This window comes from Streptomyces spiramyceticus, from assembly GCF_028807635.1.
GTDB lineage: Bacteria > Actinomycetota > Actinomycetes > Streptomycetales > Streptomycetaceae > Streptomyces > Streptomyces spiramyceticus.
The window spans coordinates 2,782,017-2,805,810 of sequence record NZ_JARBAX010000001.1 but is presented as its reverse complement, the minus strand read 5'-3'; the positions used below and the strand labels follow the sequence as shown (position 1 = coordinate 2,805,810).

Here is a 23,794-nt window from a genome sequence, read left to right as displayed (position 1 = left end):
ACGCAAACTGCCGAGCAGTAACCGCTACAGCTTCTCGATCACGTAATCGACGCACGCCGTCAGCGCCTCGACATCCGCCGGATCGATCGCCGGGAACATCGCAATCCGCAACTGGTTGCGACCCAGCTTCCGGTACGGCTCCGTGTCGACAATGCCATTCGCGCGCAGCACCTTCGCGATGGCCGAAGCGTCGATCTCGTCCGCGAAGTCGATCGTGCCGATGACCTGCGACCGCTTCGCCGGGTCCGTGACGAACGGCGTCGCGTACGAAGCCTTGTCGGCCCACGTGTACAGACGGCTCGACGAGTCCGCCGTGCGGGCCGTCGACCATTCCAGGCCGCCCTGGCCGTTGATCCACTCAAGCTGCTCGTTGAGCAGGAAGAGCGTCGAGAGCGCCGGGGTGTTGTACGTCTGGTTCTTGAGGGAGTTGTCGATCGCCGTCGGCAGTGAGAAGAACTCCGGGACGTGGCGGCCGGAACCGTGGATCCGGGCCGCGCGCTCCAGCGCCGCCGGGGAGAACACCGCCAGCCACAGGCCGCCGTCGGAGGCGAAGGACTTCTGCGGGGCGAAGTAGTAGACGTCGGTCTCGGTGATGTCGACCGGCAGGCCGCCCGCACCGGACGTCGCGTCGACGAGGACCAGCGCGCCCTCGTCCGCGCCCGCGACGCGCTTGATCGGAGCCGCGACACCGGTCGAAGTCTCGTTGTGGGTGTAGGCGTAGACGTCCACACCCGCCTCGGCGACCGGGTCCGGGTGCGTGCCCGGGTCGGAGGAGATGACGCTCGGGTCGGCCAGCCAGGGCGCGAGCTTCGCGGCCTTGGCGAACTTCGACGAGAACTCGCCGAAGGTCAGGTGCTGGGACTTCGACTCGATCAGGCCGTGGGTCGCGATGTCCCAGAAGGCGGTGGAGCCACCGTTGCCCAGGATCACCTCGTAGCCCTCGGGAAGAGAGAAGAGGTTGCGTACGCCGTCACGCACCGAGCCGACCAGGTTCTTGACCGGGGCCTGGCGGTGGGACGTGCCGAGGAGGGACGTGCCGGTCGCGGCCAGGGCGTCCAGCGCCTCCGTACGCACTTTGGAGGGGCCCGCGCCGAAACGGCCGTCGGCGGGCTTCATGTCAGCGGGAATCTGGATCTCAGCCACGAGCCGGAGCGTAGCGGGTCGGGAGAGGTGCCGGAGACGCGTGTCCGCCGGATGAGACGTGCACTCCGGCGGGTGAGACGGCCGGATACGAGGTGCGGCGAAGGCCCCGGGGGCATCCTGGAGTGCATGGCTGAAAAGCGGGACGACACGTCAGCTCTGGCGCGCGAGCTGAACCAGGCCGTACGCGGAGAGGTCGCCTTCGACGCCGCGGCCCGCGCCCTCATGACCATGGACGCCTCCAACTACCGGCGCGTCCCGCTCGGCGTCGTCGCCCCGCGCGACGCCGACGACGTGGCCGCCGCCCTCGCCGTCTGCCGGGCGCACGGGGTGCCTGTCGTGCCGCGCGGCGGCGGGACGTCGATAGCGGGACAGGCGACAGGTACGGGCGTGGTCCTCGACTTCACCCGCCACATGCGGACCGTCGTTGACCTGGACCCGGCGTCCCGTACCGCCGTGGTCCAGCCGGGTGTCGTCCTCGACGACCTGCGGGCGGCTGCGGGAGCGCACGGCCTGACCTTCGGTCCCGACCCGTCGACGCACAGCCGCTGCACGCTCGGCGGAATGATCGGCAACAACTCGTGCGGTTCGCACTCGGTCGCCTGGGGAACGACCGCCGACAATGTCCGCCGCCTGTCGGTCGTCAGTTACGGAGGCGATCTCCTGCGCCTGAGGGAGGGGTGGGACGGGGCGCCCGAAGGACTGCGCGCCCTGGTGGACAGCAACCTCGCCCTCCTGCGCACCGGATTCCCCGAACTGCCCCGCCGTATCTCCGGGTACGCGATGGACGCACTGCTCCCCGAGAAGGGCGTCGACCTGGCCCGCGCGTTCTGCGGCAGTGAAGGCACCCTCGGCGTGCTGACCGAAGCGACCGTACGGCTGGTGGAAGCGCCCCGCGCCCGGGCGCTCGCCGTGCTCGGTTACGCCGGTGAGAGCGCCGCCGCCGAAGCCGCGCCCACCCTCCTCCCGTACGGGCCGCTGACCGTCGAAGGCATGGCCGAGGACCTGGTGCCCGCCCAGGAGCGGATGCTGCTGCCGCGCGGCACCGCCTGGCTCTTCGTGGAGATGGGCGGAGACTCGCCCGCCGAAGCCCGCTCCCACGCCGAACAGTTGGTCAAGGCGGCCGAGGCACTGGGCGGCGCGGTCGTCACCGACCCGGCGGAACAGCGCGCCCTGTGGCGCATCCGGGAGGACGCCAGCGGCACCGCGACACGGATGCCCGACGGGAGCGAGGCATGGCCGGGGTGGGAGGACTGCGCCGTACCGCCCGCCCGGCTGGGCCGGTATCTGCGCGACTTCAGGGCCTTGCTGGCCGAGCACGGTCTGCGTGGCACGCCGTACGGCCACTTCGGCGACGGCTGTATCCATGTCCGTATCGACTTCGACCTGCTCAGCGAAATCGGCGTACGGCGGTTCCGGAGGTTCTCGCAGGAACAGGCGGAACTCGTCGTCGCGCACGGTGGATCGCTCTCCGGCGAACACGGCGACGGCCAGGCACGCGCCGAGCTGCTGCCCAAAATGTACGGCGACGAGCTCGTCGCCCTCTTCGGCCGCTTCAAGGACGTGTGGGACCCGGCCGGCGGCATGAACCCGGGGATGCTGGCCCGCCCCGCCCGCCTCGACGACAACCTCCGCTTCGCCGTCCTCCCCAAGAAGCCCGTCGACGTCGTCTTCGGCTACCCCCACGACGACGGCGACTTCTCGGCCGCCGTACGCCGCTGCGTGGGCGTGGCCAAGTGCCGCACCGAATCGGCGGCCGGTCCCGGCGTCATGTGCCCCTCCTTCCGCGCCACCGGCGACGAACAGCACTCCACGCGCGGCCGGGCCCGCTTGCTGCACGAAATGCTCGCGGGCGAAGTCGTCACCGACGGCTGGCGGTCGGAGGAGGTACGGGGCGCCCTGGACCTGTGCCTGTCCTGCAAGGGGTGCAGGACCGACTGCCCGGTCGGCGTCGACATGGCGACGTACAAGGCGGAATTCCTGCACCACCACTACAAGGGGCGGTTGCGCCCCGCCGCCCACTACGCCATGGGATGGCTGCCCCTGTGGCTGCGCGCGGCTGCCCCCTTGGCCCGCGTACTGGGCCCCGCCGCCCGGGTACGGCCGCTCGCCGCCGCCGCCAAGCGCCTGGGCGGCATCGCGCCGGAACGGGACCTGCCGAGCCCGGCGCCCAGGACGCTCAGGTCCTGGTGGCGCGCCCGGAACAGGGCCGACGGCGGTGCTGAGCGGGCCAGTACAACGACTGTCGTCCTGTGGCCCGACACCTTCACCAACCACCTCTCCCCGGACGTCGGCCGGGCCGCCGTGCGCGTGCTCGAAGCGGCCGGGCTGCGGGTCGCGATGCCGCCGCAGCAGCTGTGCTGTGGGCTGACGTACGTATCGACCGGACAGCTCGCCCGGGCCCGCGCAGTGATGCGCCGCACCCTGGACGGCATGGAACGGGCCGCCGGACTGCCCCTCGTGGTACTGGAGCCGAGCTGCGCGGCCGCGCTCAAGGCCGACCTCCCCGAGCTGCTCCCCGACGACCCGAGGGCCGCCGCCCTCGCCCGGTCCGTACGGACCTTCGCCCAGGTCCTTGAGGAGTACGCCCCGCACTGGCAGCCGCCGAGGATCGACCGCCCCGTGGCCGGCCAGACGCACTGCCACCAGCACGCGATCCTGGGCGACGGCGCGGAGCAGCGCCTGCGCGAGCGCGCCGGCCTCACGGGCGGCCTGAGCGGCGGCTGCTGCGGCCTCGCCGGGAACTTCGGCTTCGAGCGCGGCCACTACGACGTGTCGGTCGCCTGTGCGGAGGAACAGCTGCTGCCGTCCGTACGGCAAGCGGCGGAGGGCACGGAGCTCCTGGCGGACGGCTTCTCGTGCCGTACGCAGCTGGAGCAGCTGGTGGGACGGCGGGCGAGGCACCTGGCCGAGGTGCTGGCGGACGGGCTGAACGACGGGCCGGCGGAGGGGCCGGTGGAGGGGCCGGAGGCCGAGCGCCAGTAATGGGTGTGGACGGGTGACGGTGCTGTTCCCCTTAACGTGGACGTATGGACCAGCCCACCTCCGCCGCGCCCGCCTCCGCCCCTGCCGCCGAAATACCGGGGGCCGTCGCCCCCGCCCCCGCGCCCACCCGCGCCGCGGGCATCGGTGCCCGGCTCGGGCCGGTCGCGATGGTGGTGGCGGGGGGCCTTTCCGTGCAGTTCGGGTCCGCTGTCGCCGTCACGCTGATGCCCCGCACGGGCGCGGCGGGCGTCGTCGCTGTACGGCTCGCCGTCGCGGCCGTGATCCTGCTCGTCGTGTGTCGCCCCCGGGTGCGGGGTTACGCCCGCGCCGACTGGGGCACCATCGGCGCCTTCGGGCTCGCGATGGCCGGCATGAACGGCCTCTTCTACCAGTCGCTGGAGCGGCTCCCGCTGGGCGTCGCCGTGACCCTGGAGGTGCTCGGCCCGCTCGCCCTCTCCGTGTTCGCGTCCCGGCGCGCGATGAGCGTCGTATGGGCCGCGCTGGCGCTGGGCGGCGTCGCGCTGCTCAGTGGCGGCGGCTTCGACCGGCTGGATCCGGTCGGCGCCGCCTACGCGCTCGGGGCGGGCGGTTGCTGGGCGGCGTACATCCTCTTCAGCGCGCGGACCGGGCGCCGGTTCCCGCAGGCGGACGGGCTGGCGCTCGCGATGGCGGTGGCGGCGGTGCTGAGCCTGCCGCTCGGGCTCGCCGAGTCCGGCACGAAGCTGTTCGAGCCGACGACTCTGGCCCTGGGGGCGGCGGTCGCCCTGCTTTCGTCCGTGCTGCCCTACACGCTGGAGCTGCTGGCGCTGCGCCGACTGCCTGCCGCGACGTTCGCCGTACTGATGAGCCTGGAACCGGCCATCGCGGCCGTCGCCGGCTTCCTGGTCCTGAGCCAGGCCCTCTCGACGACCGACGCGCTGGCGATCGCGCTGGTCATCGGCGCGAGCATGGGCGCGGTGCGGAGCCAGTCGCGTCAACGGCGGTCCAAGCCCTCTGACTGATTCGCTTCGCACAGACAGCCGCAAGCGCTCGAATAAACAATGCAAGCACGCTTGCTTGTTTCTCGTGGGGCTGCCATGCTCCCGGACACACCGCCCTACCCCGAGGGGAGCGCAACGTGTCCGATCCGGCAGCCGTGCTCGACGATCTCCGTGCGGAAGGGGACGAACTCGACCAGCTGGTCGGGGGCTTGAGCAACAAGCAGTGGTCGCTCGCCACACCCGCGCCGCGCTGGACAGTCGCCCACCAGATCGCACACCTCGCCTGGACGGACACGGCGGCGCTGCTGTCCGTCACCGACCCCGAGGCCTTCGCGGCGGAGACGGACAAGGCGCTGGCCGCGCCCGAGCGCTTCGTCGACGAAGGCGCCGAAGCGGGGGCGGAGCTGCCGGTCGACGAACTGCTGGCGTGGTGGCGCGACGGGCGCGAGCAGTTGCAGCGCGCACTGCGGGCGGCGCCGGCCGGGGTGCGTTTCCCCTGGTACGGGCCGCCGATGAGCGCCGCCTCGATGGCCACGGGGCGGCTGATGGAGACCTGGGCGCACGGTCAGGACATCGCCGACGCGGTGGGCGTACGACGCGAACCGACGGCGCGGCTGCGGCACGTGGCACGCATCGGGGTGCGGGCGCGCGGCTACGCCTTCTTTGTGCGGGGTCTCGCGGTGCCGGAGGAGGAGTTCCGGGTCGAGTTGGACCCGCCGTCCGCGCCAATGGGGTCTCCCCTGTTCGAGCGAAGCCGAGAACTTGGGGAAGGGCCGGACGGTGCATCGGACGGTGCGTCGGACGGTTCAGACGGTGCGGGAGTGTGGGCGTACGGCCCTGAGGACGCCCGCCAGCGCGTCACCGGCCCGGCGCTCGACTTCTGCCTGCTGGTGACCCAGCGGGCGCACCGCGACGATCTGGCGGTACGGGCGGAGGGCCCCGATGCGGACCGGTGGCTGGACATCGCGCAGGCCTTCGCGGGACCGGCGGGCGCGGGGCGCGCGCCTCGGCGTACCCGGCACAAGGAGGCCTGAGGGTGCTCCGCATCGGCAACGCGTCCGGCTTCTACGGCGACCGGTTCGACGCGATGAGGGAGATGCTCACCGGCGGCGAACTCGACGTACTGACCGGTGATTACCTCGCCGAACTGACCATGCTCATCCTGGGCAGGGACCGGCTGAAAGACCCCCGGCTCGGCTACGCCAAGACGTTCCTGCGGCAGCTGGAGGAGAACCTCGGGCTCGCGCACGGACGGGGCGTGAAAATCGTCGCCAATGCGGGCGGGCTCAACCCGGCCGGACTGGCCGATGCCGTACGGGAGTTGGCCGACCGGGTCGGCGTGCCGGTGCGGGTCGCGCATGTCGAGGGCGACAGCCTGCCGCTGCCCGAAGGCGCGCTGACCGCCAACGCGTATCTCGGTGGCGCCGGAATCGCCGAGTGCCTGAGGGCGGGTGCGGACGTGGTGGTGACGGGGCGCGTCACGGACGCGGCACTGGTCAGCGGGCCGGCGGCGTGGCGGTACGGGTGGGAGCCGGAAGGCTCGGGCTCCTACGACCGACTTGCCGGGGCGGTGGTCGCCGGGCACGTGCTGGAGTGCGGGACGCAGGCCACCGGCGGCAACTACTCCTTCTTCGGCGAGCACGATGTGCGGCGCCCCGGCTTTCCGGTGGCGGAGATCTACGCGGACGGCACCTCCGTAATCACCAAACACGACGGTACGGGCGGCGTCGTGGACGTCGGCACGGTGACGGCGCAACTGCTGTACGAGACCGGGGGCGCCCGTTACGCGGGCCCCGACGTCACGGCCCGGCTCGACACCGTACGGCTGACGCAGGACGGGCCCGACCGGGTGCGGATCTCCGGCGTACGGGGCGAGGCGCCGCCGTCGACCCTCAAGGTCGGGCTGAACCGGATCGGCGGCTGGCGCAACGAGGTCCTGTTCGTACTGACCGGCCTCGACGTGGAAGCCAAGGCGCGGCTGGTACGCGAACAACTGGACGACGCCTTCGGCAAGCGCCGGCCGGCGGAGGTGCGGTGGGAACTCGCCCGCACGGAGCGGCCGGACGCGCCCACGGAGGAGTGCGCGAGCGCGCTGCTGCGGCTGGTCGTACGGGACCCGGATCCGGCGGCGGTAGGGAGGGCGGTGAGCAGCGCGGCGATCGAGCTGGCGCTCGGCAGCTACCCCGGCTTCCACGTGACGGCGCCCCCGGGCAAGGGGGCGCCCTATGGGGTCTTCGAAGCGCAGTACGTGGACCCGGGGGAGGTGGCGCACGTCGCGGTGCTGCCGGACGGGGCGCGGGTGGAGGTGCGGCACCCGGTGCGTACGAAGGCACTTGAGCCGGTGGAGGAGCCCCCTGCGCCAGCGCGTGCCCCCACCGGGCCGAAGCGCAGGGCGCCGCTGGGGCTGGTCGCGGGCGCTCGTAGCGGCGACAAGGGCGGGGACGCGAATGTCGGGGTGTGGGTCAGGTCGGACGAGGCGTGGGCGTGGCTGGCGCACGAGCTGACGGTGGACCGCTTCCGCGAACTGCTCCCGGAGACGGCCGGGTTGCCGGTGACCAGGCATGCGCTGCCGAACCTGCGGGCGCTGAACTTCGTGGTGACGGGCTTGCTGGGCGAGGGGGTGGCCTCGCAGTCCCGTTTCGACCCGCAGGCGAAGGGGGTGGGGGAGTGGCTGCGGTCGCGGTGGGTGGATGTGCCGGTGGGGTTGCTGTGAGGGCGGAGGTGGCGATGCGGGTGCGGGTGGTCATTGGGTGCGGGCTGCCTGCGGCGCAGTTCCCCTACCCACCCCTTCCCGGCTGCGACATTTGCGGCTCCGCCGCGTGAGGGGCAAGCCCCCAGGCCCCCTGGAGTACCAGCCTCTCCGGCGTTTGAGGAGCGGGGTCTGGGGCGGAGCCCCAGTTCGGGAAGGGGCGGGTAGGAGAAACGCGCCGCAGGCAACCCGCACGCACAGCACCCCGACCAGCCACGTTCACAACCAGGAGGGGATCGCGTGACCGTACTGCCTTCGGCCCTCGACACACAGGGCCCCGAATACGCCACCAACCGCACCGCCATGCAAGCCAAGCTGACCGAGCTCCACACCGAACACGCCAAAGCCCTCGCCGGCGGCGGCCCAAAATACGTCGACCGCCACCGCAAACGCGGCAAGCTCCTCGCCCGCGAGCGCATCGAGCTGCTCCTCGACCCCGACACCCCCTTCCTGGAGCTGTCGCCGCTCGCAGCGTGGGGCAGCGACTACCCCGTCGGCGCATCCATCGTCACCGGCATCGGCGTAGTGGAAGGCGTCGAGTGCCTCGTCACCGCCAACGACCCGACCGTACGCGGCGGAGCCTCCAACCCCTGGACGCTCAAAAAAGCACTGCGGGCCAACGAAATCGCGTACGCCAACCGCCTGCCCTGCATCAGCCTCGTAGAGTCCGGCGGCGCCGATCTGCCTTCCCAGAAGGAGATCTTCATCCCCGGCGGCGCCCTCTTCCGCGACATCACCCGGCTCTCCGCCGCCGGCATCCCGACCATCGCGGTCGTCTTCGGCAACTCGACGGCGGGCGGGGCGTACGTCCCCGGCATGTCCGACCACACCGTCATGATCAAGGAGCGCTCGAAGGTCTTCCTGGGCGGCCCTCCGCTCGTGAAGATGGCCACCGGCGAAGAGAGCGACGACGAATCGCTCGGCGGCGCCGAAATGCACGCCCGCACCTCCGGCCTCGCCGACTACTTCGCCCTCGACGAGCCGGACGCCCTGCGCCAGGCCCGCCGCATCGTCGCCCGGCTCAACTGGCGCAAGGCGCAAGCCGATCCGGGCCCGGGCGAGGCGCAGCCGCCCAAGTACGACCAGGACGAACTCCTCGGCATCGTCCCCGGCGACCTCAAAGCCCCCTTCGACCCCCGCGAGGTCATCGCCCGTATCGTCGACGGCTCGGACTTCGACGAATTCAAGCCGCTCTACGGACCGAGCCTCGTCACGGGATGGGCCCGGCTCCACGGCTACCCCGTCGGCATCCTCGCCAATGCCCAGGGCGTGCTGTTCTCCGCCGAGTCGCAGAAGGCCGCGCAGTTCATCCAGCTGGCCAACCAGCGCGACGTACCGCTCCTCTTCCTCCACAACACCACCGGCTACATGGTCGGCAAGGAGTACGAGCAGGGCGGCATCATCAAGCACGGCGCAATGATGATCAACGCGGTGTCCAATTCCCGGGTCCCGCACCTGTCCGTCCTGATGGGCGCCTCGTACGGAGCCGGTCACTACGGCATGTGCGGCCGGGCGTACGACCCGCGCTTCCTCTTCGCCTGGCCGAGCGCCAAGTCCGCCGTCATGGGCCCGCAGCAGCTCGCCGGCGTCCTGTCGATCGTCGCCCGCGCATCCGCCGCCGCGAAGGGGCAGCCGTACGACGACAAGGCTGCCGAGGCCGACGCCGGGCTGCGCGCCATGGTGGAGCAGCAGATCGAGTCCGAATCGCTCCCCATGTTCCTGTCCGGGCGGCTGTACGACGACGGGGTCATAGACCCGCGCGACACCCGCACCGTCCTCGGCCTCTGCCTGTCGGCCATCCATACCGCGCCCGTCGAAGGAGCCCGCGGCGGCTTCGGAATCTTCCGGATGTGAGGGGAGTGAGAGGAGTGATGGGAGTGAAGATGATCGAGTCAGTCCTGGTCGCCAACCGTGGCGAGATCGCCTGCCGCGTCTTCCGCACCTGCCGTGAGCTGGGCATCGAAACGGTCGCGGTCCACTCCGACCCCGATACGGATGCCCTGCACGTACGCGAGGCGGACGCCGCCGTACGACTCCCCGGCGCGGCCCCCGCCGACACGTACCTGCGCGGCGACCTGATCGTGAAGGCCGCGCTCGCCGCGGGCGCGGACGCCGTACACCCCGGGTACGGCTTCCTGTCCGAGAACGCCGACTTCGCGCGCGCCGTCCTCGACGCCGGTCTGGTGTGGATCGGGCCGCCCCCCGAGGCCGTCGAGGCCATGGCGTCCAAGACCCGCGCCAAGGAACTGATGGCAGCGGCAGGCGTACCGCTGCTCGCCCCGCTGGCGGAGGTCACCGAGGCCGACCTCCCCGTGCTGGTGAAGGCGGCGGCGGGCGGCGGCGGCCGCGGTATGCGCGTCGTACGTGAAATCGGCGCACTCCCCGCCGAGCTGGAGGCCGCCCGTGCCGAGGCGGCCGGCGCCTTCGGCGACGGCGAGGTCTTCATCGAGCCGTACGTCGAACGGGGCCGCCACGTCGAGGTCCAGGTCATGGCCGACGACCACGGCACCGTATGGGCACTCGGCACCCGCGACTGTTCCCTCCAGCGCCGTCACCAGAAGGTCATCGAGGAGGCACCCGCCCCGGGTCTCCCCGACGCCCTCCGGCACGAACTCCACGACGCCGCCACAGCGGCTGCCCGCGCGGTCGGCTACCGGGGCGCGGGCACGGTCGAGTTCCTCGTCTCCGCCGAAGGGCGGGCGTACTTCCTGGAAATGAACACCCGCCTCCAGGTCGAACACCCCGTCACAGAAGCGGTCTTCGGCCTCGACCTGGTCGCCCTCCAGCTCCGCGTCGCCGAGGGCGAGCGCCTCGACCCCGAGCCCCCGGCGCCGAGCGGCCACGCGGTCGAGGCCCGGCTGTACGCGGAGGACCCGGCCAGGGACTGGCAGCCCCAGACGGGAGTGCTGCGCCGGCTGGACGTCCCGGGCAGCGTCCGGCTCGACACCGGGTACGCCGACGGCGACCGCATCGGCGTCCACTACGACCCCATGGTCGCCAAGATCGTCGCCCACGCCCCCACCCGCGCCGAAGCGGTCCGCAAACTGGCGCACGCCCTGCGGCGGGCCCGTATCCACGGCCCCGTCACCAACCGTGAGCTGCTCGTACGCTCCCTCCGTCACCCGGAGTTCGCGGACACCCGCATCGACACCGGCTTCTACGACCGCCACCTCGGCGAACTCACCGCCCCGGCACCCGCCGACGACGACGGCGAACGCCACGCAGCCACAGCCGCCGCCCTCGCCGACGCCGCCCGCCGCAGCGGCCGCTTCGGGGGCTTCCGGAACGTACCCTCGCAGCCGCAGACCAAGGCGTACGGGGACCACGAGGTCCGCTACCGCGCCACCCGCGACGGGTTCACCGTCGAAGACGCGCCGGGCGTACGGGTCATCAGCGCGACATCCACCCGGGTCACCCTCGAAACCGACGGCGTCGTACGGCACTTCGACGTCAGCGCACACCCCGGCCAGGTGTACGTCGACGGCGCCGACGGGACGTACACCCTCACCCCCCGCCCACGCTTCCCCGACCCCACCACCCGCACCGCACCCGGCTCGCTCCTCGCGCCCATGCCCGGCACCGTCGTCCGCGTCGCCGAAGGGCTCGCGCCCGGCGACCGGGTCGAGGCGGGCCAGGCCCTCGTCTGGCTGGAGGCCATGAAGATGGAGCACCGCATCACCGCTCCCGCCTCCGGCACGCTCGCCGCACTCCACGCCGCCGTCGGCCGTCAGGTCGAGGTCGGCGCCCTGCTCGCTGTCGTAGAAGAGCCACAGGAGGCCCAGAAATGAGCACAGAAACGACGCACACGGACCCGACAGAGCACCACCAGGCACTGCGCGACGCCGTCGCCGCCCTCGGCCGGCGCCACGGCCGCGGATTCGAACCGCAGGAGCTGTGGTCGGAAGCCGCCAAGCTCGGGTACCTCGGGGTGAACCTCCCCGAGGAGTACGGCGGCGGAGGCGGCGGCATGGCCGAACTCTCCCTCGTACTCGAAGAGCTGGGCGCCGCGGGCTGTCCCCTCCTCATGATGGTCGTCTCACCCGCGATCTGCGGCACCGTGATCGCCCGCTTCGGCACGGAGGAGCAGAAGCGGCAGTGGCTGCCCGGCCTCGCCGACGGCAGCATCACGATGGCCTTCGGCATCACGGAGCCGGACGCGGGATCCAACTCCCACCGCATCACGACCACGGCCCGCAAAGCCGATGACGGCTGGGTCCTCAACGGCCGCAAGGTCTTCATCTCCGGCGTCGACATCGCCGACGCGACGCTCATCGTCGGCCGCACCGAGGACGCCAGGACCGGCAGCCTCAAACCCTGCCTCTTCATCGTCCCGCGCGATGCGGAAGGCTTCCGGCGCTCGCAGATCGACATGGAACTCCAGGCGGCTGAGAAGCAGTTCGAGCTCGTCATCGACGACGTACGACTGCCCTCGTCCGCCCTCGTCGGCGACGAGGACGCGGGCCTCCTCCAGCTCTTCGCCGGCCTCAATCCCGAGCGCATCATGACCGCCGCCTTCGCCATCGGCATGGGCCGCTACGCCCTCGCCAAGGCCGTCGACTACGCCAAGACCCGCCAGGTGTGGAAGTCCCCCATCGGCGCCCACCAGGCCATCGCCCACCCCCTCGCGCAGGCCCACATCGAGCTCGAACTGGCCCGCCTGATGATGCAGAAAGCTGCACGGTTGTACGACGCGGGGGACGACGTCGGCGCGGGGGAGGCGGCCAACATGGCGAAGTACGCCGCCGCCGAGGCCTGCGTGAAGGCGGTCGACCAGGCGGTGCACACGCTGGGCGGCAACGGCCTCACCCGCGAGTACGGCCTGGCGTCGCTCATCACGGCGGCGCGGGTGGCGCGTATCGCACCGGTAAGTCGTGAAATGATCCTGAATTACGTCTCCCACCAGTCTCTGGGCCTGCCGAAGTCGTACTAGGGCGGAGCCCCCACGCGGCCGCAGCCGCAAAATGTCACAACGGGAAGGGACGGGGTGGGGAAGGGAAACACCGCCGTCACCCCGCGCACCAACCACCCAATTACTGCGCGCCGGAGGGGACCGTCACCGTGTTCCAGAGCGAGTACGCACCCGTAGCCCCCGTCGAACTGCCCATCCACGAAGCCGTACTCGGCCACGCCGCCCAGTACGGCGACACCGCCGCCCTGATCGACGGAGTGAACGGCGCCACCGTCACGTATCGCCAACTCGACCTCCACCACCGCCGTATCGCGGCCGGCCTGGCCCACGCCGGGCTACGGCAGGGCGATGTGCTCGCCCTGCACAGCCCCAACACCGTCGCCTTCCCCGCCGCCTTCTTCGGCGCCACACGCGCCGGCGCTTCCGTCACCACCGTCCATCCGCTCTCCACAGCGGAGGAGTTCGCCAAACAGCTCCGCGACTCCTCCGCCCGCTGGATCGTCACGATCTCGCCGCTCCTTTCCGTGGCCCGCAGGGCAGCGGAAATGGTCGGCGGGATCGAGGAGATCTTCGTCTGCGACCGCGACCCCGCGGAAGCGCACCGTTCGCTCCTCGACATGCTCGCCTCGACCGACGCGCCGGACCCGCAGATCATCATCGACCCGGCCGAGGACACAGCCGCCCTCCCGTACTCCTCCGGGACGACCGGCGTCCCCAAGGGCGTGATGCTCACGCACCGCAGCATCGCCACCAACCTGGCGCAGCTGCACCCCTTCATGCCCATGGGCCCCGGCGACCGCATCCTCGCCGTACTGCCCTTCTTCCACATCTACGGCCTCACGGCGCTCATGAACGCGCCCCTGCGCGGCGGCGCGACCGTCGTCGTACTGCCGCGCTTCGAACTCGACCAGTTCCTCGCGGCCGTCGAGAAGCACCGCATCACCGGCCTGTACGTCGCCCCGCCGATCGTCCTGGCCCTCGCGAAGCACCCCGCCGTAGCGAATTACGACCTGTCGTCCCTCGACTACATCCTCAGCGCCGCCGCCCCGCTCGACGCCCGGCTCGCGCAGGCCTGTTCGCGCCGCCTGGGCCTGCCGCCCGTCCGGCAGGCGTACGGCATGACGGAACTGTCCCCCGGCACGCACGTCGTCCCCGTCGGCGCTCAGAATCCGCCCCCAGGAGCCGTCGGAAAGCTGCTGCCCAGCACCGAAATGCGCATCCTCTCCCTCGACGACCCGACCAAGGAGCTCGGCGTGGGAGAGGCGGGCGAAGTCGCCATACGGGGTCCGCAGGTGATGAAGGGCTACCTGGGCCGCCCCGACGCGACCGCCGCGATGATCGACGACGAGGGGTGGGTGCACACGGGCGACATCGGACGCGTCGACGCCGACGGCTGGCTGTTCGTCGTCGACCGCGTCAAGGAGCTCATCAAGTACAAGGGCTTCCAGGTGGCACCGGCCGAACTGGAAGCCCTCCTCCTCACCCACGAGGCCGTCGCCGACGCGGCCGTCATCGGTGTGTACGACGAGGACGGCAACGAAGTGCCCAAGGCGTACGTCGTCCAGCAGCCGTCGGCGCAGCTCACCGAGGACGACGTGATGGCGTACGTCGCCCAGCGCGTCGCCCCGTACAAGAAGGTCCGCCGCGTCGAATTCGTCGACGGCGTGCCGAGGGCGGCCTCCGGCAAGATCCTCAGGCGCGAACTGCGCGACAGGGAGCGTGCATGACTCCGCCGCAGCTGATCCGTTCCGCCCATGAACGGGGCATCACCACCCTCACCCTGGACTCGCCGGCGAACCGCAACGCGCTCTCCGCGCGGCTCGTCGGCGAGCTCGGCGACGCCCTCTCCGCGTGCGCGAAGGACCCCGCTGTACGGGCCGTTCTGCTGACCCATACAGGGGGCACTTTCTGCGCGGGCGCCGATCTCAGGTCGCCGCCCGACCCGGACGCCTTCGTCGGCCTCATGCGGGCCGTGGTCGAACTGCCCAAACCGGTGGTGGCACGGGTGACCGGGCACGTACGCGCAGGGGGCCTCGGACTCCTCGGCGCGTGCGACATCTCGGCGGCCGGGCCGGGCGCGAGCTTCGCCTTCACGGAGTCCCGCCTCGGCCTGGCCCCCGCCGTCGTCTCCATGCCACTGCTGCCCCGCCTCGACCCGCGTGGCGCCACCCGCTACTACCTCACCGGGGAACGCTTCGACGCGGCCGAGGCGGTACGGATCGGGCTGCTGACAGCCGCAGGGGAAGACGTGGACGACACGCTCACCCCCGTACTGGACGGACTGCGCAGAGCCTCACCGCAAGGGCTGGCGGAGTCCAAGCGCCTGGTCACGGCTAGGGTGCTGGATGCCTTCGACCGCGACGCACAGGACCTGGTCGAGCGGTCCGCGTCACTCTTCGCCTCGGCGGAGGCGCGCGAAGGCATGACGGCATTCCTCGAACGACGGGACCCCGCATGGGTGTGGTGACTTCTCCGAAGGAGCCCAAGCAGGACCGCAGCCGGGCCACCCGGCAGCGCCTGCTCGAAGCCGCCGTGTCCTGCCTGGCCGAACGCGGCTGGGCAGGGTCCACGGTGTCCGTCGTGGCGGAACGCGCAGGCGTCTCGCGCGGCGCAGCCCAGCACCACTTCCCGACCCGGGAAGACCTGTTCACGGCGGCCGTCGAGTACGTCGCCGAGGAACGCTCGCACGCCCTGCGCAACCTTCCCGTACAGAACCGGACCGCCGTCGTCACCGCCCTCGTCGACCTCTACACCGGCCCGCTCTTCCGCGCCGCCCTCCACCTGTGGGTCGCCGCCTCCAACGAGGAGCAGCTCCGCCACCGCGTCACGGAACTGGAGGCGCGGGTCGGACGCGAGTCGCACCGGATCGCGGTGGAACTGCTCGGCGCGGACGAGTCCGTTCCCGGCGTACGGGAAACGGTCCAGGGCTTCCTCGACATGGCACGCGGCCTGGGCCTCGCCACCCTCCTCACCGACGACGCGGCACGCCGCAAGAGGGTGGTGGCGCAGTGGGCGACGCTCCTGGACGACGCGCTCACGACCCGGTGAACGGTCGGAGCCGCAGCTGAACGGCGCCGCACCCTCCAAGCGGGGGTGCGGCGCCGTTTCGTGTACGGTCTTTCGCGTACGGGCTTTCGTTTACGGGACAAGCGCGTGCGGGATAAGCGCGTACGGGATCAGCGCGCGATGTCGTCGAAGCCCGTGACCTCGCGCGGGCTGCGCGACGCGGGACCGACGTAGCGTGCGGAGGGCCGCACCAGCCGTCCGGTCCGCTTCTGCTCAAGGATGTGGGCACTCCACCCGGCCGTGCGCGCGCACGTGAACATCGACGTGAACATGTGCGCCGGGACCTCCGCGAAGTCCAGGACGATCGCCGCCCAGAACTCCACGTTCGTCGCCAGCACCCGGTCGGGACGCCGCGAGTGCAGCTCCTCCAGAGCCGCCTTCTCCAGCGCCTCGGCGACCTCGAAGCGCGGCGCCGCGAGCTCCTTCGCCGTACGCCGCAGAACGCGCGCACGCGGGTCCTCGGCCCGGTACACGCGGTGACCGAAGCCCATCAGGCGCTCGCCCTTGTCCAGGGCCTGCTTCACGTACGCCGTCGCGTCACCCGTGCGCTCGATCTCCTCGATCATCCCGAGCACACGGGACGGAGCACCACCGTGCAGCGGCCCCGACATGGCACCGACCGCACCCGACAGGGCGGCCGCGACATCGGCGCCGGTGGACGCGATGACCCGGGCAGTGAAGGTGGAGGCATTCATGCCGTGCTCGGCGGCCGATGTCCAGTAGGCGTCGACGGCCTTGACGTGCTTGGGGTCGGGCTCCCCGCGCCAGCGCTTCATGAAGCGCTCGACGACGGTGTCCGCCTTGTCGATCTCGCGCTGCGGGACCATCGGAAGGCCCTGCCCGCGCGCCGACTGGGCGACGTACGACAGCGCCATCACGGCAGCACGGGCCAGGTCGTCCCGCGCCGTCTGCTCGTCGATGTCGAGCAGCGGTTTCAGGCCCCAGACGGGGGCGAGCATCGCCAGCGCGGACTGCACGTCGACGCGGATGTCACCGGAGTGGACCGGGATCGGGAACGGCTCGGCGGGCGGCAGGCCGGGATTGAACGCACCGTCGACCAGCAGGCCCCACACGTTCCCGAAGGACACGTGCCCGACGAGGTCTTCGATGTCGACCCCCCGGTAACGGAGAGCACCGCCCTCCTTGTCCGGTTCTGCGATCTCCGTTTCGAACGCGACGACTCCTTCGAGTCCGGGTACGAAGTCGGACATCAGGCGGCTCCTCATGATGTGTGCGACAAGCGGCTTATGACCAAATGTCAGGTCTCGAACGGCTCTGGGTGTCAGGCGCCGGCGTCAGATTGTCAGGTGCCGGCGGTCACCCCGGTGATGCCCCGCGCGGCCGGTGGTCACCCAACCTCTGCGGGAGCAGGCACGATATCCCCTGCTGTATGGAGGCCACAGTGGCCTACGGGGAGATTTTGGCCGGTTCCGCCTATGCGGGGAAGCGTGATTACCGGCACACTGCTCCATTTCCCGCGCGGAGGATTGATGGCACCGGGTGCCGGGCAGACTGAGGCACTGCGGCAGGATGGCACCTGTGCCGAACCGAGATTTCGATCCCGCCGCCATGCGTGAGCACTACCGCAGCGAAGCCCTCAGCGAGGCGAAGCTCGCGGCCGAGCCCATGGGCCAGTTCGACCACTGGTTCAAGGAAGTCGCCCGCGGCGGTCTCCACGAGCCGAACGCGATGATCGTCGCCACGGCGACCCCCGAAGGCCGCCCCTCGTCGCGCACGGTCCTGCTGAAGCAGTACGACGGCCGGGGCTTCGTTTTCTTCACGAACTACGCCTCCCGCAAGGGCCGCGAAATCGAAGCCAATCCGTACGTCTCGCTGCTCTTCCCGTGGCACCAGATCGCCCGCCAGGTGATCGTCACCGGCAAGGCCGCCCGTATCGGCCGCGACGAAACGGCAGCCTATTTCCGCACCCGCCCGCACGGCTCACAACTGGGCGCGTGGGCGAGCGCACAGTCCTCGGTGATCGCATCCCGCGAGGAACTGCTGGCCCGCTACGAGGAACTCGCCGCCCGATATCCGGAAACCGAACGGGTCCCGGTGCCGCCGGACTGGGGCGGATACCGCGTAGCACCAGAAACGGTGGAATTCTGGCAGGGCCACGAAAACCGCCTGCACGACCGTCTGCGGTACGTGGCGGAGGGCAGCGCGTGGCGGGTGGAGCGGCTCTGCCCGTAGGGCGCGGGCCGAACCGTTGGGAACGCAGAAACCCGCGGGCTCTGGTCCCTCCTTGCGGAGGGGCCGGCCGGACTTACCGGCGAGCCCGCGGGTCGGTGACTGCTTGGGATTGGGCCGGCAGCGCCGGCACCGCACTGAGTGCGACAGCAGGCAGTCAGCCCGCAGCCACCTCACGAGTCCGGAAAGAAATCACTTCCCGATCACCTCCTTTCGGCGTGAGCCACACACTAGGAGCCGTTCCCGCGCCGCTCAACCGAATTTCGGCAAACTCGAATTTCACTGAACGGTGTGTGTGCTGCGTCACGTTCCAGTTGAATGATCCTCACTTCAAGTTCAGTGCAGTGCAGCACAGGCGAACACCTGCAGGGGGTGCCAGGTGAGTGCTTCCCGGATTGGCGAGACCACCGATGCGTTCGGTCCCGACGAGCCAGGGCCCGGTTCGGACGATCTCCTTGCCGCGCTTCTCGACGGCATGGACGCCGCGCTCTGCGCCTTCGACGCGGACGGGGTGATCACCCACTGGAACCGCGAGGCCGAGCGGATCCTCGGCTGGACGGCCGACGAAGCCGTCGGGCGGGCCGGGTTCGCCGGCTGGGCGGCGCGGGCCGCTGACGCGGACGAGGTGCAGGGGCGGCTGATGTCGGCGATGCATGCGCCGGGGCGCCAGGTGCACGAGTTCGCGTTGCTGAGGAAGGACGGCGGGCGTGTTCTCGTACGGACCCAGTCGGCGGGGGTCAGGGGCGCGGAGGGCCGGCCGGCCGGGGTGTACTGCGCGTTCAGCGAGGTGCATGCGCAGATCGACCTGGAGCGGGCGATCGCGCTGAGCGAGGCGCTCTTCGAGGACGCGTCGTGGGGTGTCGTCCTCGTGGACGTCGACCTGCGCCCGACCGTCGTCAACGCCCACGCGGCGCGTGCGCTGGGCGCGGGGCGTACGTCGCTGCTGGGCCGCCCCTTGGGGGAGCTCATCGTCCAGGGCGTGGAGGAGCTGGAGGGCGCCCTCCATCACGTACTGGCGGAAGGGGCACCGCCCGCTCCCGCCGAGCTGTGGGTGACGCTGCGTACGGCCGAGGGCGGCGGGAAGGGCGAGCGGCGGCGGTGCTGGCGCAGCGGATTCCTGCGGCTGGCTTCGCCGCTGGCGGAGGAGCCTGTGCCGTTGGGCGTCGGCTGGCTGTTCCAGGACATCACCGAGGCGAAACTGGCCCAGCAGGAGGCGGCGCAGCTGCGCTTCCGCGGCAATCAGCTGCACCGGGCCGGGCGGGCGGCGGCGGAGTGCGAGGACCCGATGGAGGCGGCGAGGTCGTACCTGGACTTCGCGCTCGCGGGCTTCGCCGACCATGCGCTGATCGACCTGACCGTGGGGGAGCACCAGGCCCGCCTGGTACGGGTGGCGGCCACGCCGTCGGGCGGCGCACCGGGCCCGTGCCTGCCGGTGACCGACACCGCGGGCCTGCCCGTCCGCTACGCCCAGGGCCACCCCGCGCTCCAGAGCCTGGACCGCAACGGCTCGGTACGGGCGAGCGCCGGGGGAGGGGGGCTGGCGCAGGAGGACTGGGCGACGCAACGCCAGTGGCCCCAGGACACGGTGCACGCCCTGTGCACGGTGCTGCGCAGCCGGGGCCGGACGCTGGGCGTGGCGACGTTCCTGCGGGGGCCGACGCGGGCGGCGTTCGAGCGGGCGGACGCGGCGTACGCGGAGAGCATGGCGGTGAGAGTGGCGTCGGCGATCGACCTGGCCCAGTGCGTGTCGCCTTGAGCGGCTGCTTGTCCCCCCAGACGCCCTACGGGCGTTTCCTCAAACGCATGACGGGAGGTGACGGCGATGCAGGCTGCCCAGGCGCGGAAGTTCCGTGGGAAGAACTAAGGCCCCGAAGTGGGCCAAGCCCGATGACGGGATGGTGTCGGTCATGGTGCTTCCGCCGGCCGTCACCGACACCGGCGACCTCGACCGGCTGAACAAGCTGTTCGGCGCCATGTGGAACATCAAGCGGGCCGTCCAGCGCGACGCCCGCGCCAAGGTTGACGCGTACTGGGCGGCGAAGTGCGAGCGCGACCGCGACGGGGCGAAGGCCGTACGGCAGCGCCTCGGCCTGTCCCGCGAAGCCCTGGAACGGTCCGCGTACAAACACCTCGAAAACGCCGGACACCTCAAGCACCACGCTTCAAAGGCCCTGGCCATGCACATGGCCGACGAGGTGTGGAACGGCGTCCAGCGGCACTCTGCTCCCCGAACCGCCGGACGGCGGGACCGAGCAACCCCAGATGAGACACCGCAAGGTGACCACGCTGGAGCGCCCGGCCCCCGCCCCGGCTGCAACCCGCAGCTCATCCTCTGGTGAATTGCGGATCAAGTCCTAGTGACGGAAGAAGATCCGGTCCCCGTACTCCGTCATCACGCGCCCGTTCCACTCGTGGCCCCCGTCGACATTCCCCGACCGGAGCAACGGCGGCTCGATGCCCCGTTCCGCCAGCTCCCCCGCCGCCGTAGCCATGACCGCCTGCATGAGCGCGCTCGTGACCACCGTGGACGCCGGGGCGAACGGTGCCTCGATTCCCTCTGCCGTGAGCTCCGCGTCGCCCACCGCGATCTTGCTGTCGAGCACGATGTCGCAGTGGTCCTTGAGGTACGTGCCCGACTTGTGCCGGGCCTTCGTCTCCCTCGCGTACGCCACCGACGTCACGCCGATGACCTTCAGGCCGAGCGCCCGCGCGTTCATCGCCATCTCCACCGGCAGCGCGTTGCGCCCGGACAGCGAGATGATCACGAGTACGTCGCCGGGCCTGGCGGGGCTGCTGTCCAGCACGGCACCCGCGAGCCCGTCGACACGCTCAAGGGCGGAGCCCAGCGTGGCCGGCATGACGTCAACACCGACGACGCCGGGCACGGCGAGCAGGTTCATCAGGGCCAGGCCGCCGGCCCGGTAGACGACGTCCTGGGCGGCGAGCGAGGAGTGGCCCGCGCCGAAGGCGAAGAGCCGGCCGCCCGCCTCCACGGTGTCGGCGATCGCGGCGCCGGCGGCCGCGATGCCGTCGGCCTCCTCGTTGCGCACGCGCTGCAGCAGACCGATCGCAGCGTCGAAGAACTGACCTGCCAGTTTGCTCTCGCTCATCGCGGAGGAGCCCCTTCCAGCGGTACGTCGGTGCGCTCACGTTGCGGTCTGGACCAGTGCGCTGTCAATACGGCTTCACACTGGCGCGGCACGGTTGTCAGCGCTATGCGTCAGAATTGGGTCAGGGCCAGCGCACGAGTAATCGAGGGGCACGTATGTCCGGACTGATCGACACAACGGAGATGTATCTCCGCACCATCCTCGAGCTTGAGGAAGAAGGCGTGGTCCCCATGCGCGCCCGTATCGCCGAGCGGCTCGACCAGAGTGGACCGACGGTGAGTCAGACCGTGGCGCGCATGGAGCGCGACGGCCTGGTGACGGTCGCGGGCGACCGTCACCTGGAGCTCACCGGCGAGGGCCGGATGCTGGCGACGCGCGTGATGCGCAAGCACCGGCTCGCCGAGTGCCTGCTCGTCGACGTGATCGGCCTGGAGTGGGAGCAGGTCCATGCGGAGGCCTGCCGCTGGGAGCATGTGATGAGCGAGGCGGTGGAGAGGCGCGTCCTCGAACTGCTGCGTCACCCGACGGAGTCTCCGTACGGGAATCCGATCCCGGGCCTGGAGGAGCTGGGGGAGAAGGCGGAGGCCGACCCCTTCCTGGACGACAGCATGGTCAGCCTGAACGACCTGGCGCCGGGGCCGGAGGGCAAGACCGTGGTCGTACGCCGGATCGGGGAGCCGATCCAGACGGACGCCCAGCTGATGTACACGCTGCGCAGGGCGGGCGTGCAGCCCGGCTCGGTGGTGAGCGTGACGGAGTCGCCCGGTGGTGTCCTCGTCGGCAGCAGCGGCGAGGCCGCGGAGCTCAACGCCGAGGTGGCGTCGCACGTATTCGTCGCCAAGCGCTGACACCGGGCGCCGCGGCGCGCTCACGGGACACGAGCGACAAAGCGCGAACGGGGGGACGCACGCAGCGAAGCGCGATCACTGTGGCATCAACGCCCTTCGGCCCCAAGGCAGTTGGGGCCGGACGGCGTTGATTCCGGCGATACGTCGGAATCCCAGCGACCGGGCGGATCGCGTGCCAGGCTGTGACCGAGGCACATGACGTGAGGACCGCCGACCGGCTCTGCCGGCTCGGTCGGCTCGGTCGGGGAGGGGGCAGGGGATGCGCCCGTCGCGCAGGCACCGGTTAGGTGCGGCTCGTGTTCGTGCGATTTGTGCTGCTCACGCTGCGCGCGGTGCCCCCGCTGCCTTCGCTGTCCGCGTCGATCATTCGGTGCATTCGCCCGGGGATGGCTCCGGCGCCCTGAGGCGCCGGAGCCTGTCCTCCCCTGTGCTGACCCGGAGCCCCGAGCTCTCAGGGTCAATCCCCTCGGACCGTCTTCCCCGAGCGGCCCGCCTCCCGCTGAAGATCTCCCCTCGGCAGCGGGCGTCAATCCTTGATGGTGGTCACTCGAACGAGGGGTGTTGCGCGCGGGAACCGTGTTTTCGAATACGGGTTCGATAGTCTGGCGGGGCTCAACCACTCATGGATGGACCACCCGGGGGATGAAGGGGGTGCCAGGAATATGGTGCGGCGCATCGACGTGACCGGAGCCGGGGGCGTACGCCTCGCGGCCTGGGAGTTCGCAGACCCTCCCAAGGGAAGCGGCGAGACGGACCTCGTCCCAGGAGTCTTACTGCTCCATGGACTGATGGGCCGCGCCTCGCACTGGGCGGGCACCGCCCGCTGGCTCTCCGAGCGCCATCGCGCCGTCGCCCTCGACCAGCGAGGTCACGGTCGCAGCGACAAGCCGGCCGAAGGCCCGTACACCCGCGATGCGTACGTCACCGACGCCGAAGCCGCGGTGGAGCAGCTGGGCCTCGCGCCCGTCACCCTCGTCGGTCACTCCATGGGCGCGCTCACCGCGTGGCAGCTCGCCGCCAAGCGCCCCGATCTCGTGCGCGCGGTCGTCATCTGCGACATGCGGGCCACCGCGCTCGGTGCGGCATCGCAGCGCGAGTGGGACGACTGGTTCCGGTCCTGGCCCGTCCCGTTCGCCACACTGGCCGACGTCCGCAAGTGGTTCGGCGAGGACGACCCGTGGGTGGAGCGTCCGAGCCCCGCCCGGGGTGATTTCTTCGCCGAGGTCATGGCCGAACGGGCCGACGGCTGGCGCCCGGTCTTCTCCCGCCGCCAGATGCTCACGTCCCGTGAGACGTGGGTGTACGACGCGCACTGGGAGGAACTGGCGCTGGTCCAGTGCCCCACCCTGGTGGTCCGGGGCCTGGACGGCGAACTGGGGCGCGCGGAGGCGCAGGAGATGGTCCGGGTGCTGCCGCGCGGGCAGTACGCGGAAGTGGTGGATGCGGGGCACCTTGTGCATTACGACCAGCCGGAGGGGTGGCGGGCGGCGATCGAGCCGTTCCTGGAGGAGAACGCGGAGGAGCGGGTCGCCCCATGACCCCGGCGCTACCCCCGGGTGCTCCTGCTGGCTCTGCGGCGCGCGCAGGGCGAGGTTTTTCTTTCCCCACCCCGCCCCTTCCCGAAGTCCTCAAACGCCGGACGGGCTGAAAATTCAGCCCGTCCGGCGTCTGAGGACATGCCCGAAGGGCGTCCGGGGGTCTGGGGGCTTGCCCCCAGTTTCGGGAAGGGGCGGGGAGGGGAACTGCGCCGCAGGCAGCCCGTACCGCAATGGCACCCGCAGCGCACCGCACAGCACCGCACCGCACAGCAATGGCGC

At 71.1% G+C, this 23,794-nt stretch carries 18 protein-coding genes; 15 read left to right on the top strand and 3 right to left on the bottom strand.

Annotated elements, in window-relative coordinates:
* Window positions 1-24: 24 nt before the first annotated feature.
* Entirely contained in the window at window positions 25-1,143 is a 1,119-nt protein-coding gene (serC, locus tag PXH83_RS12480) for a phosphoserine transaminase (RefSeq protein WP_274559849.1), read from the bottom strand.
* Between the two features lie 126 nt (window positions 1,144-1,269).
* On the opposite strand from serC, the gene PXH83_RS12475 reads away from it, so the two are divergent.
* The 10 genes from PXH83_RS12475 (at window position 1,270) to PXH83_RS12430 (ending at window position 15,811) form a co-directional block, all read left to right on the top strand.
* Window positions 1,270-4,125, top strand: a complete 2,856-nt coding sequence (locus tag PXH83_RS12475) for an FAD-binding and (Fe-S)-binding domain-containing protein (RefSeq protein WP_274559847.1) — start codon at window positions 1,270-1,272, stop codon at window positions 4,123-4,125.
* Window positions 4,126-4,169: 44 nt separating this feature from the next.
* Window positions 4,170-5,126, top strand: coding sequence for an EamA family transporter (locus tag PXH83_RS12470; RefSeq protein WP_274559845.1), 957 nt, complete (start codon window positions 4,170-4,172; stop codon window positions 5,124-5,126).
* Window positions 5,127-5,242: 116 nt separating this feature from the next.
* Window positions 5,243-6,139: a TIGR03084 family metal-binding protein gene (locus PXH83_RS12465; protein WP_274559842.1), complete on the top strand. Its 897-nt coding sequence runs from the start codon at window positions 5,243-5,245 to the stop codon at window positions 6,137-6,139.
* Entirely contained in the window at window positions 6,136-7,818 is a 1,683-nt protein-coding gene (locus PXH83_RS12460) for an acyclic terpene utilization AtuA family protein (RefSeq protein ID WP_274562792.1), read from the top strand. The genes PXH83_RS12465 and PXH83_RS12460 overlap by 4 nt, the downstream gene beginning before the upstream one ends.
* 276 nt (window positions 7,819-8,094) lie before the next feature.
* Window positions 8,095-9,708: an acyl-CoA carboxylase subunit beta gene (locus tag PXH83_RS12455; RefSeq protein WP_274559840.1), complete on the top strand. Its 1,614-nt coding sequence runs from the start codon at window positions 8,095-8,097 to the stop codon at window positions 9,706-9,708.
* Window positions 9,709-9,737: 29 nt separating this feature from the next.
* Window positions 9,738-11,642, top strand: coding sequence for an ATP-binding protein (locus tag PXH83_RS12450; protein WP_274559838.1), 1,905 nt, complete (start codon window positions 9,738-9,740; stop codon window positions 11,640-11,642).
* The gene (locus tag PXH83_RS12445) at window positions 11,639-12,784 is read left to right on the top strand and encodes an acyl-CoA dehydrogenase family protein (protein WP_274559836.1); all 1,146 of its coding nucleotides are present in this window, start codon (window positions 11,639-11,641) and stop codon (window positions 12,782-12,784) included. The genes PXH83_RS12450 and PXH83_RS12445 overlap by 4 nt, the downstream gene beginning before the upstream one ends.
* Before the next feature lie 128 nt (window positions 12,785-12,912).
* Complete coding sequence (locus PXH83_RS12440) at window positions 12,913-14,490, top strand: 4-coumarate--CoA ligase family protein (protein ID WP_274559834.1); 1,578 nt, start codon at window positions 12,913-12,915, stop codon at window positions 14,488-14,490.
* On the top strand, window positions 14,487-15,230 hold the full coding sequence (locus PXH83_RS12435) for an enoyl-CoA hydratase family protein (protein WP_274559832.1): 744 nt from the start codon (window positions 14,487-14,489) through the stop codon (window positions 15,228-15,230). Before PXH83_RS12440 ends, PXH83_RS12435 begins: the two co-directional genes overlap by 4 nt.
* Window positions 15,218-15,811 (top strand): TetR/AcrR family transcriptional regulator, encoded by a 594-nt coding sequence (locus PXH83_RS12430; protein ID WP_214919439.1) that lies wholly within the window; start codon window positions 15,218-15,220, stop codon window positions 15,809-15,811. Before PXH83_RS12435 ends, PXH83_RS12430 begins: the two co-directional genes overlap by 13 nt.
* Before the next feature lie 128 nt (window positions 15,812-15,939).
* On the opposite strand, the gene PXH83_RS12425 is transcribed toward PXH83_RS12430, so the two are convergent.
* Window positions 15,940-17,040, bottom strand: coding sequence for a citrate synthase 2 (locus tag PXH83_RS12425; protein WP_214919440.1), 1,101 nt, complete (start codon window positions 17,038-17,040; stop codon window positions 15,940-15,942).
* A 358-nt stretch (window positions 17,041-17,398) separates the two neighbouring features.
* On the opposite strand from PXH83_RS12425, the gene pdxH reads away from it, so the two are divergent.
* From pdxH to PXH83_RS12410, 3 genes are all read left to right on the top strand, one after another.
* On the top strand, window positions 17,399-18,022 hold the full coding sequence (gene pdxH / locus PXH83_RS12420; RefSeq protein ID WP_420803219.1) for a pyridoxamine 5'-phosphate oxidase: 624 nt from the start codon (window positions 17,399-17,401) through the stop codon (window positions 18,020-18,022).
* Between the two features lie 376 nt (window positions 18,023-18,398).
* On the top strand, window positions 18,399-19,775 hold the full coding sequence (locus tag PXH83_RS12415; protein ID WP_274559824.1) for a PAS domain-containing protein: 1,377 nt from the start codon (window positions 18,399-18,401) through the stop codon (window positions 19,773-19,775).
* A gap of 151 nt (window positions 19,776-19,926) precedes the next feature.
* Window positions 19,927-20,358, top strand: coding sequence for a hypothetical protein (locus PXH83_RS12410; RefSeq protein WP_274559822.1), 432 nt, complete (start codon window positions 19,927-19,929; stop codon window positions 20,356-20,358).
* A gap of 15 nt (window positions 20,359-20,373) precedes the next feature.
* Here PXH83_RS12410 and PXH83_RS12405 read toward each other — a convergent pair whose 3' ends face one another.
* Entirely contained in the window at window positions 20,374-21,129 is a 756-nt protein-coding gene (locus tag PXH83_RS12405) for an SIS domain-containing protein (RefSeq protein WP_274559820.1), read from the bottom strand.
* Window positions 21,130-21,284: 155 nt separating this feature from the next.
* On the opposite strand from PXH83_RS12405, the gene PXH83_RS12400 reads away from it, so the two are divergent.
* On the top strand, window positions 21,285-21,977 hold the full coding sequence (locus tag PXH83_RS12400; RefSeq protein WP_274559817.1) for an iron-dependent transcriptional repressor DtxR: 693 nt from the start codon (window positions 21,285-21,287) through the stop codon (window positions 21,975-21,977).
* 662 nt (window positions 21,978-22,639) lie between these two features.
* Window positions 22,640-23,515 carry an alpha/beta fold hydrolase gene (locus PXH83_RS12395; RefSeq protein ID WP_274559815.1) on the top strand — a complete coding sequence of 292 codons (876 nt, stop codon included), beginning with the start codon at window positions 22,640-22,642 and terminating at the stop codon, window positions 23,513-23,515.
* The last annotated feature ends 279 nt before the right edge of the window (window positions 23,516-23,794 follow it).

Coding starts and splice junctions, on each gene's coding strand:
- PXH83_RS12475 (WP_274559847.1), top strand. CDS start 1,270: ATGGCTGAAAAGCGGGACGACACGTCAGCTCTGGCGCGCGAGCTGAAC.
- PXH83_RS12470 (WP_274559845.1), top strand. CDS start 4,170: ATGGACCAGCCCACCTCCGCCGCGCCCGCCTCCGCCCCTGCCGCCGAA.
- PXH83_RS12450 (WP_274559838.1), top strand. CDS start 9,738: ATGATCGAGTCAGTCCTGGTCGCCAACCGTGGCGAGATCGCCTGCCGC.
- PXH83_RS12445 (WP_274559836.1), top strand. CDS start 11,639: ATGAGCACAGAAACGACGCACACGGACCCGACAGAGCACCACCAGGCA.
- PXH83_RS12435 (WP_274559832.1), top strand. CDS start 14,487: ATGACTCCGCCGCAGCTGATCCGTTCCGCCCATGAACGGGGCATCACC.
- PXH83_RS12430 (WP_214919439.1), top strand. CDS start 15,218: ATGGGTGTGGTGACTTCTCCGAAGGAGCCCAAGCAGGACCGCAGCCGG.
- PXH83_RS12425 (WP_214919440.1), bottom strand. CDS start 17,040: ATGTCCGACTTCGTACCCGGACTCGAAGGAGTCGTCGCGTTCGAAACG.
- pdxH (WP_420803219.1), top strand. CDS start 17,399: ATGCGTGAGCACTACCGCAGCGAAGCCCTCAGCGAGGCGAAGCTCGCG.
- PXH83_RS12410 (WP_274559822.1), top strand. CDS start 19,927: ATGGTGCTTCCGCCGGCCGTCACCGACACCGGCGACCTCGACCGGCTG.
- PXH83_RS12405 (WP_274559820.1), bottom strand. CDS start 21,129: ATGAGCGAGAGCAAACTGGCAGGTCAGTTCTTCGACGCTGCGATCGGT.
- PXH83_RS12400 (WP_274559817.1), top strand. CDS start 21,285: ATGTCCGGACTGATCGACACAACGGAGATGTATCTCCGCACCATCCTC.
- PXH83_RS12395 (WP_274559815.1), top strand. CDS start 22,640: ATGGTGCGGCGCATCGACGTGACCGGAGCCGGGGGCGTACGCCTCGCG.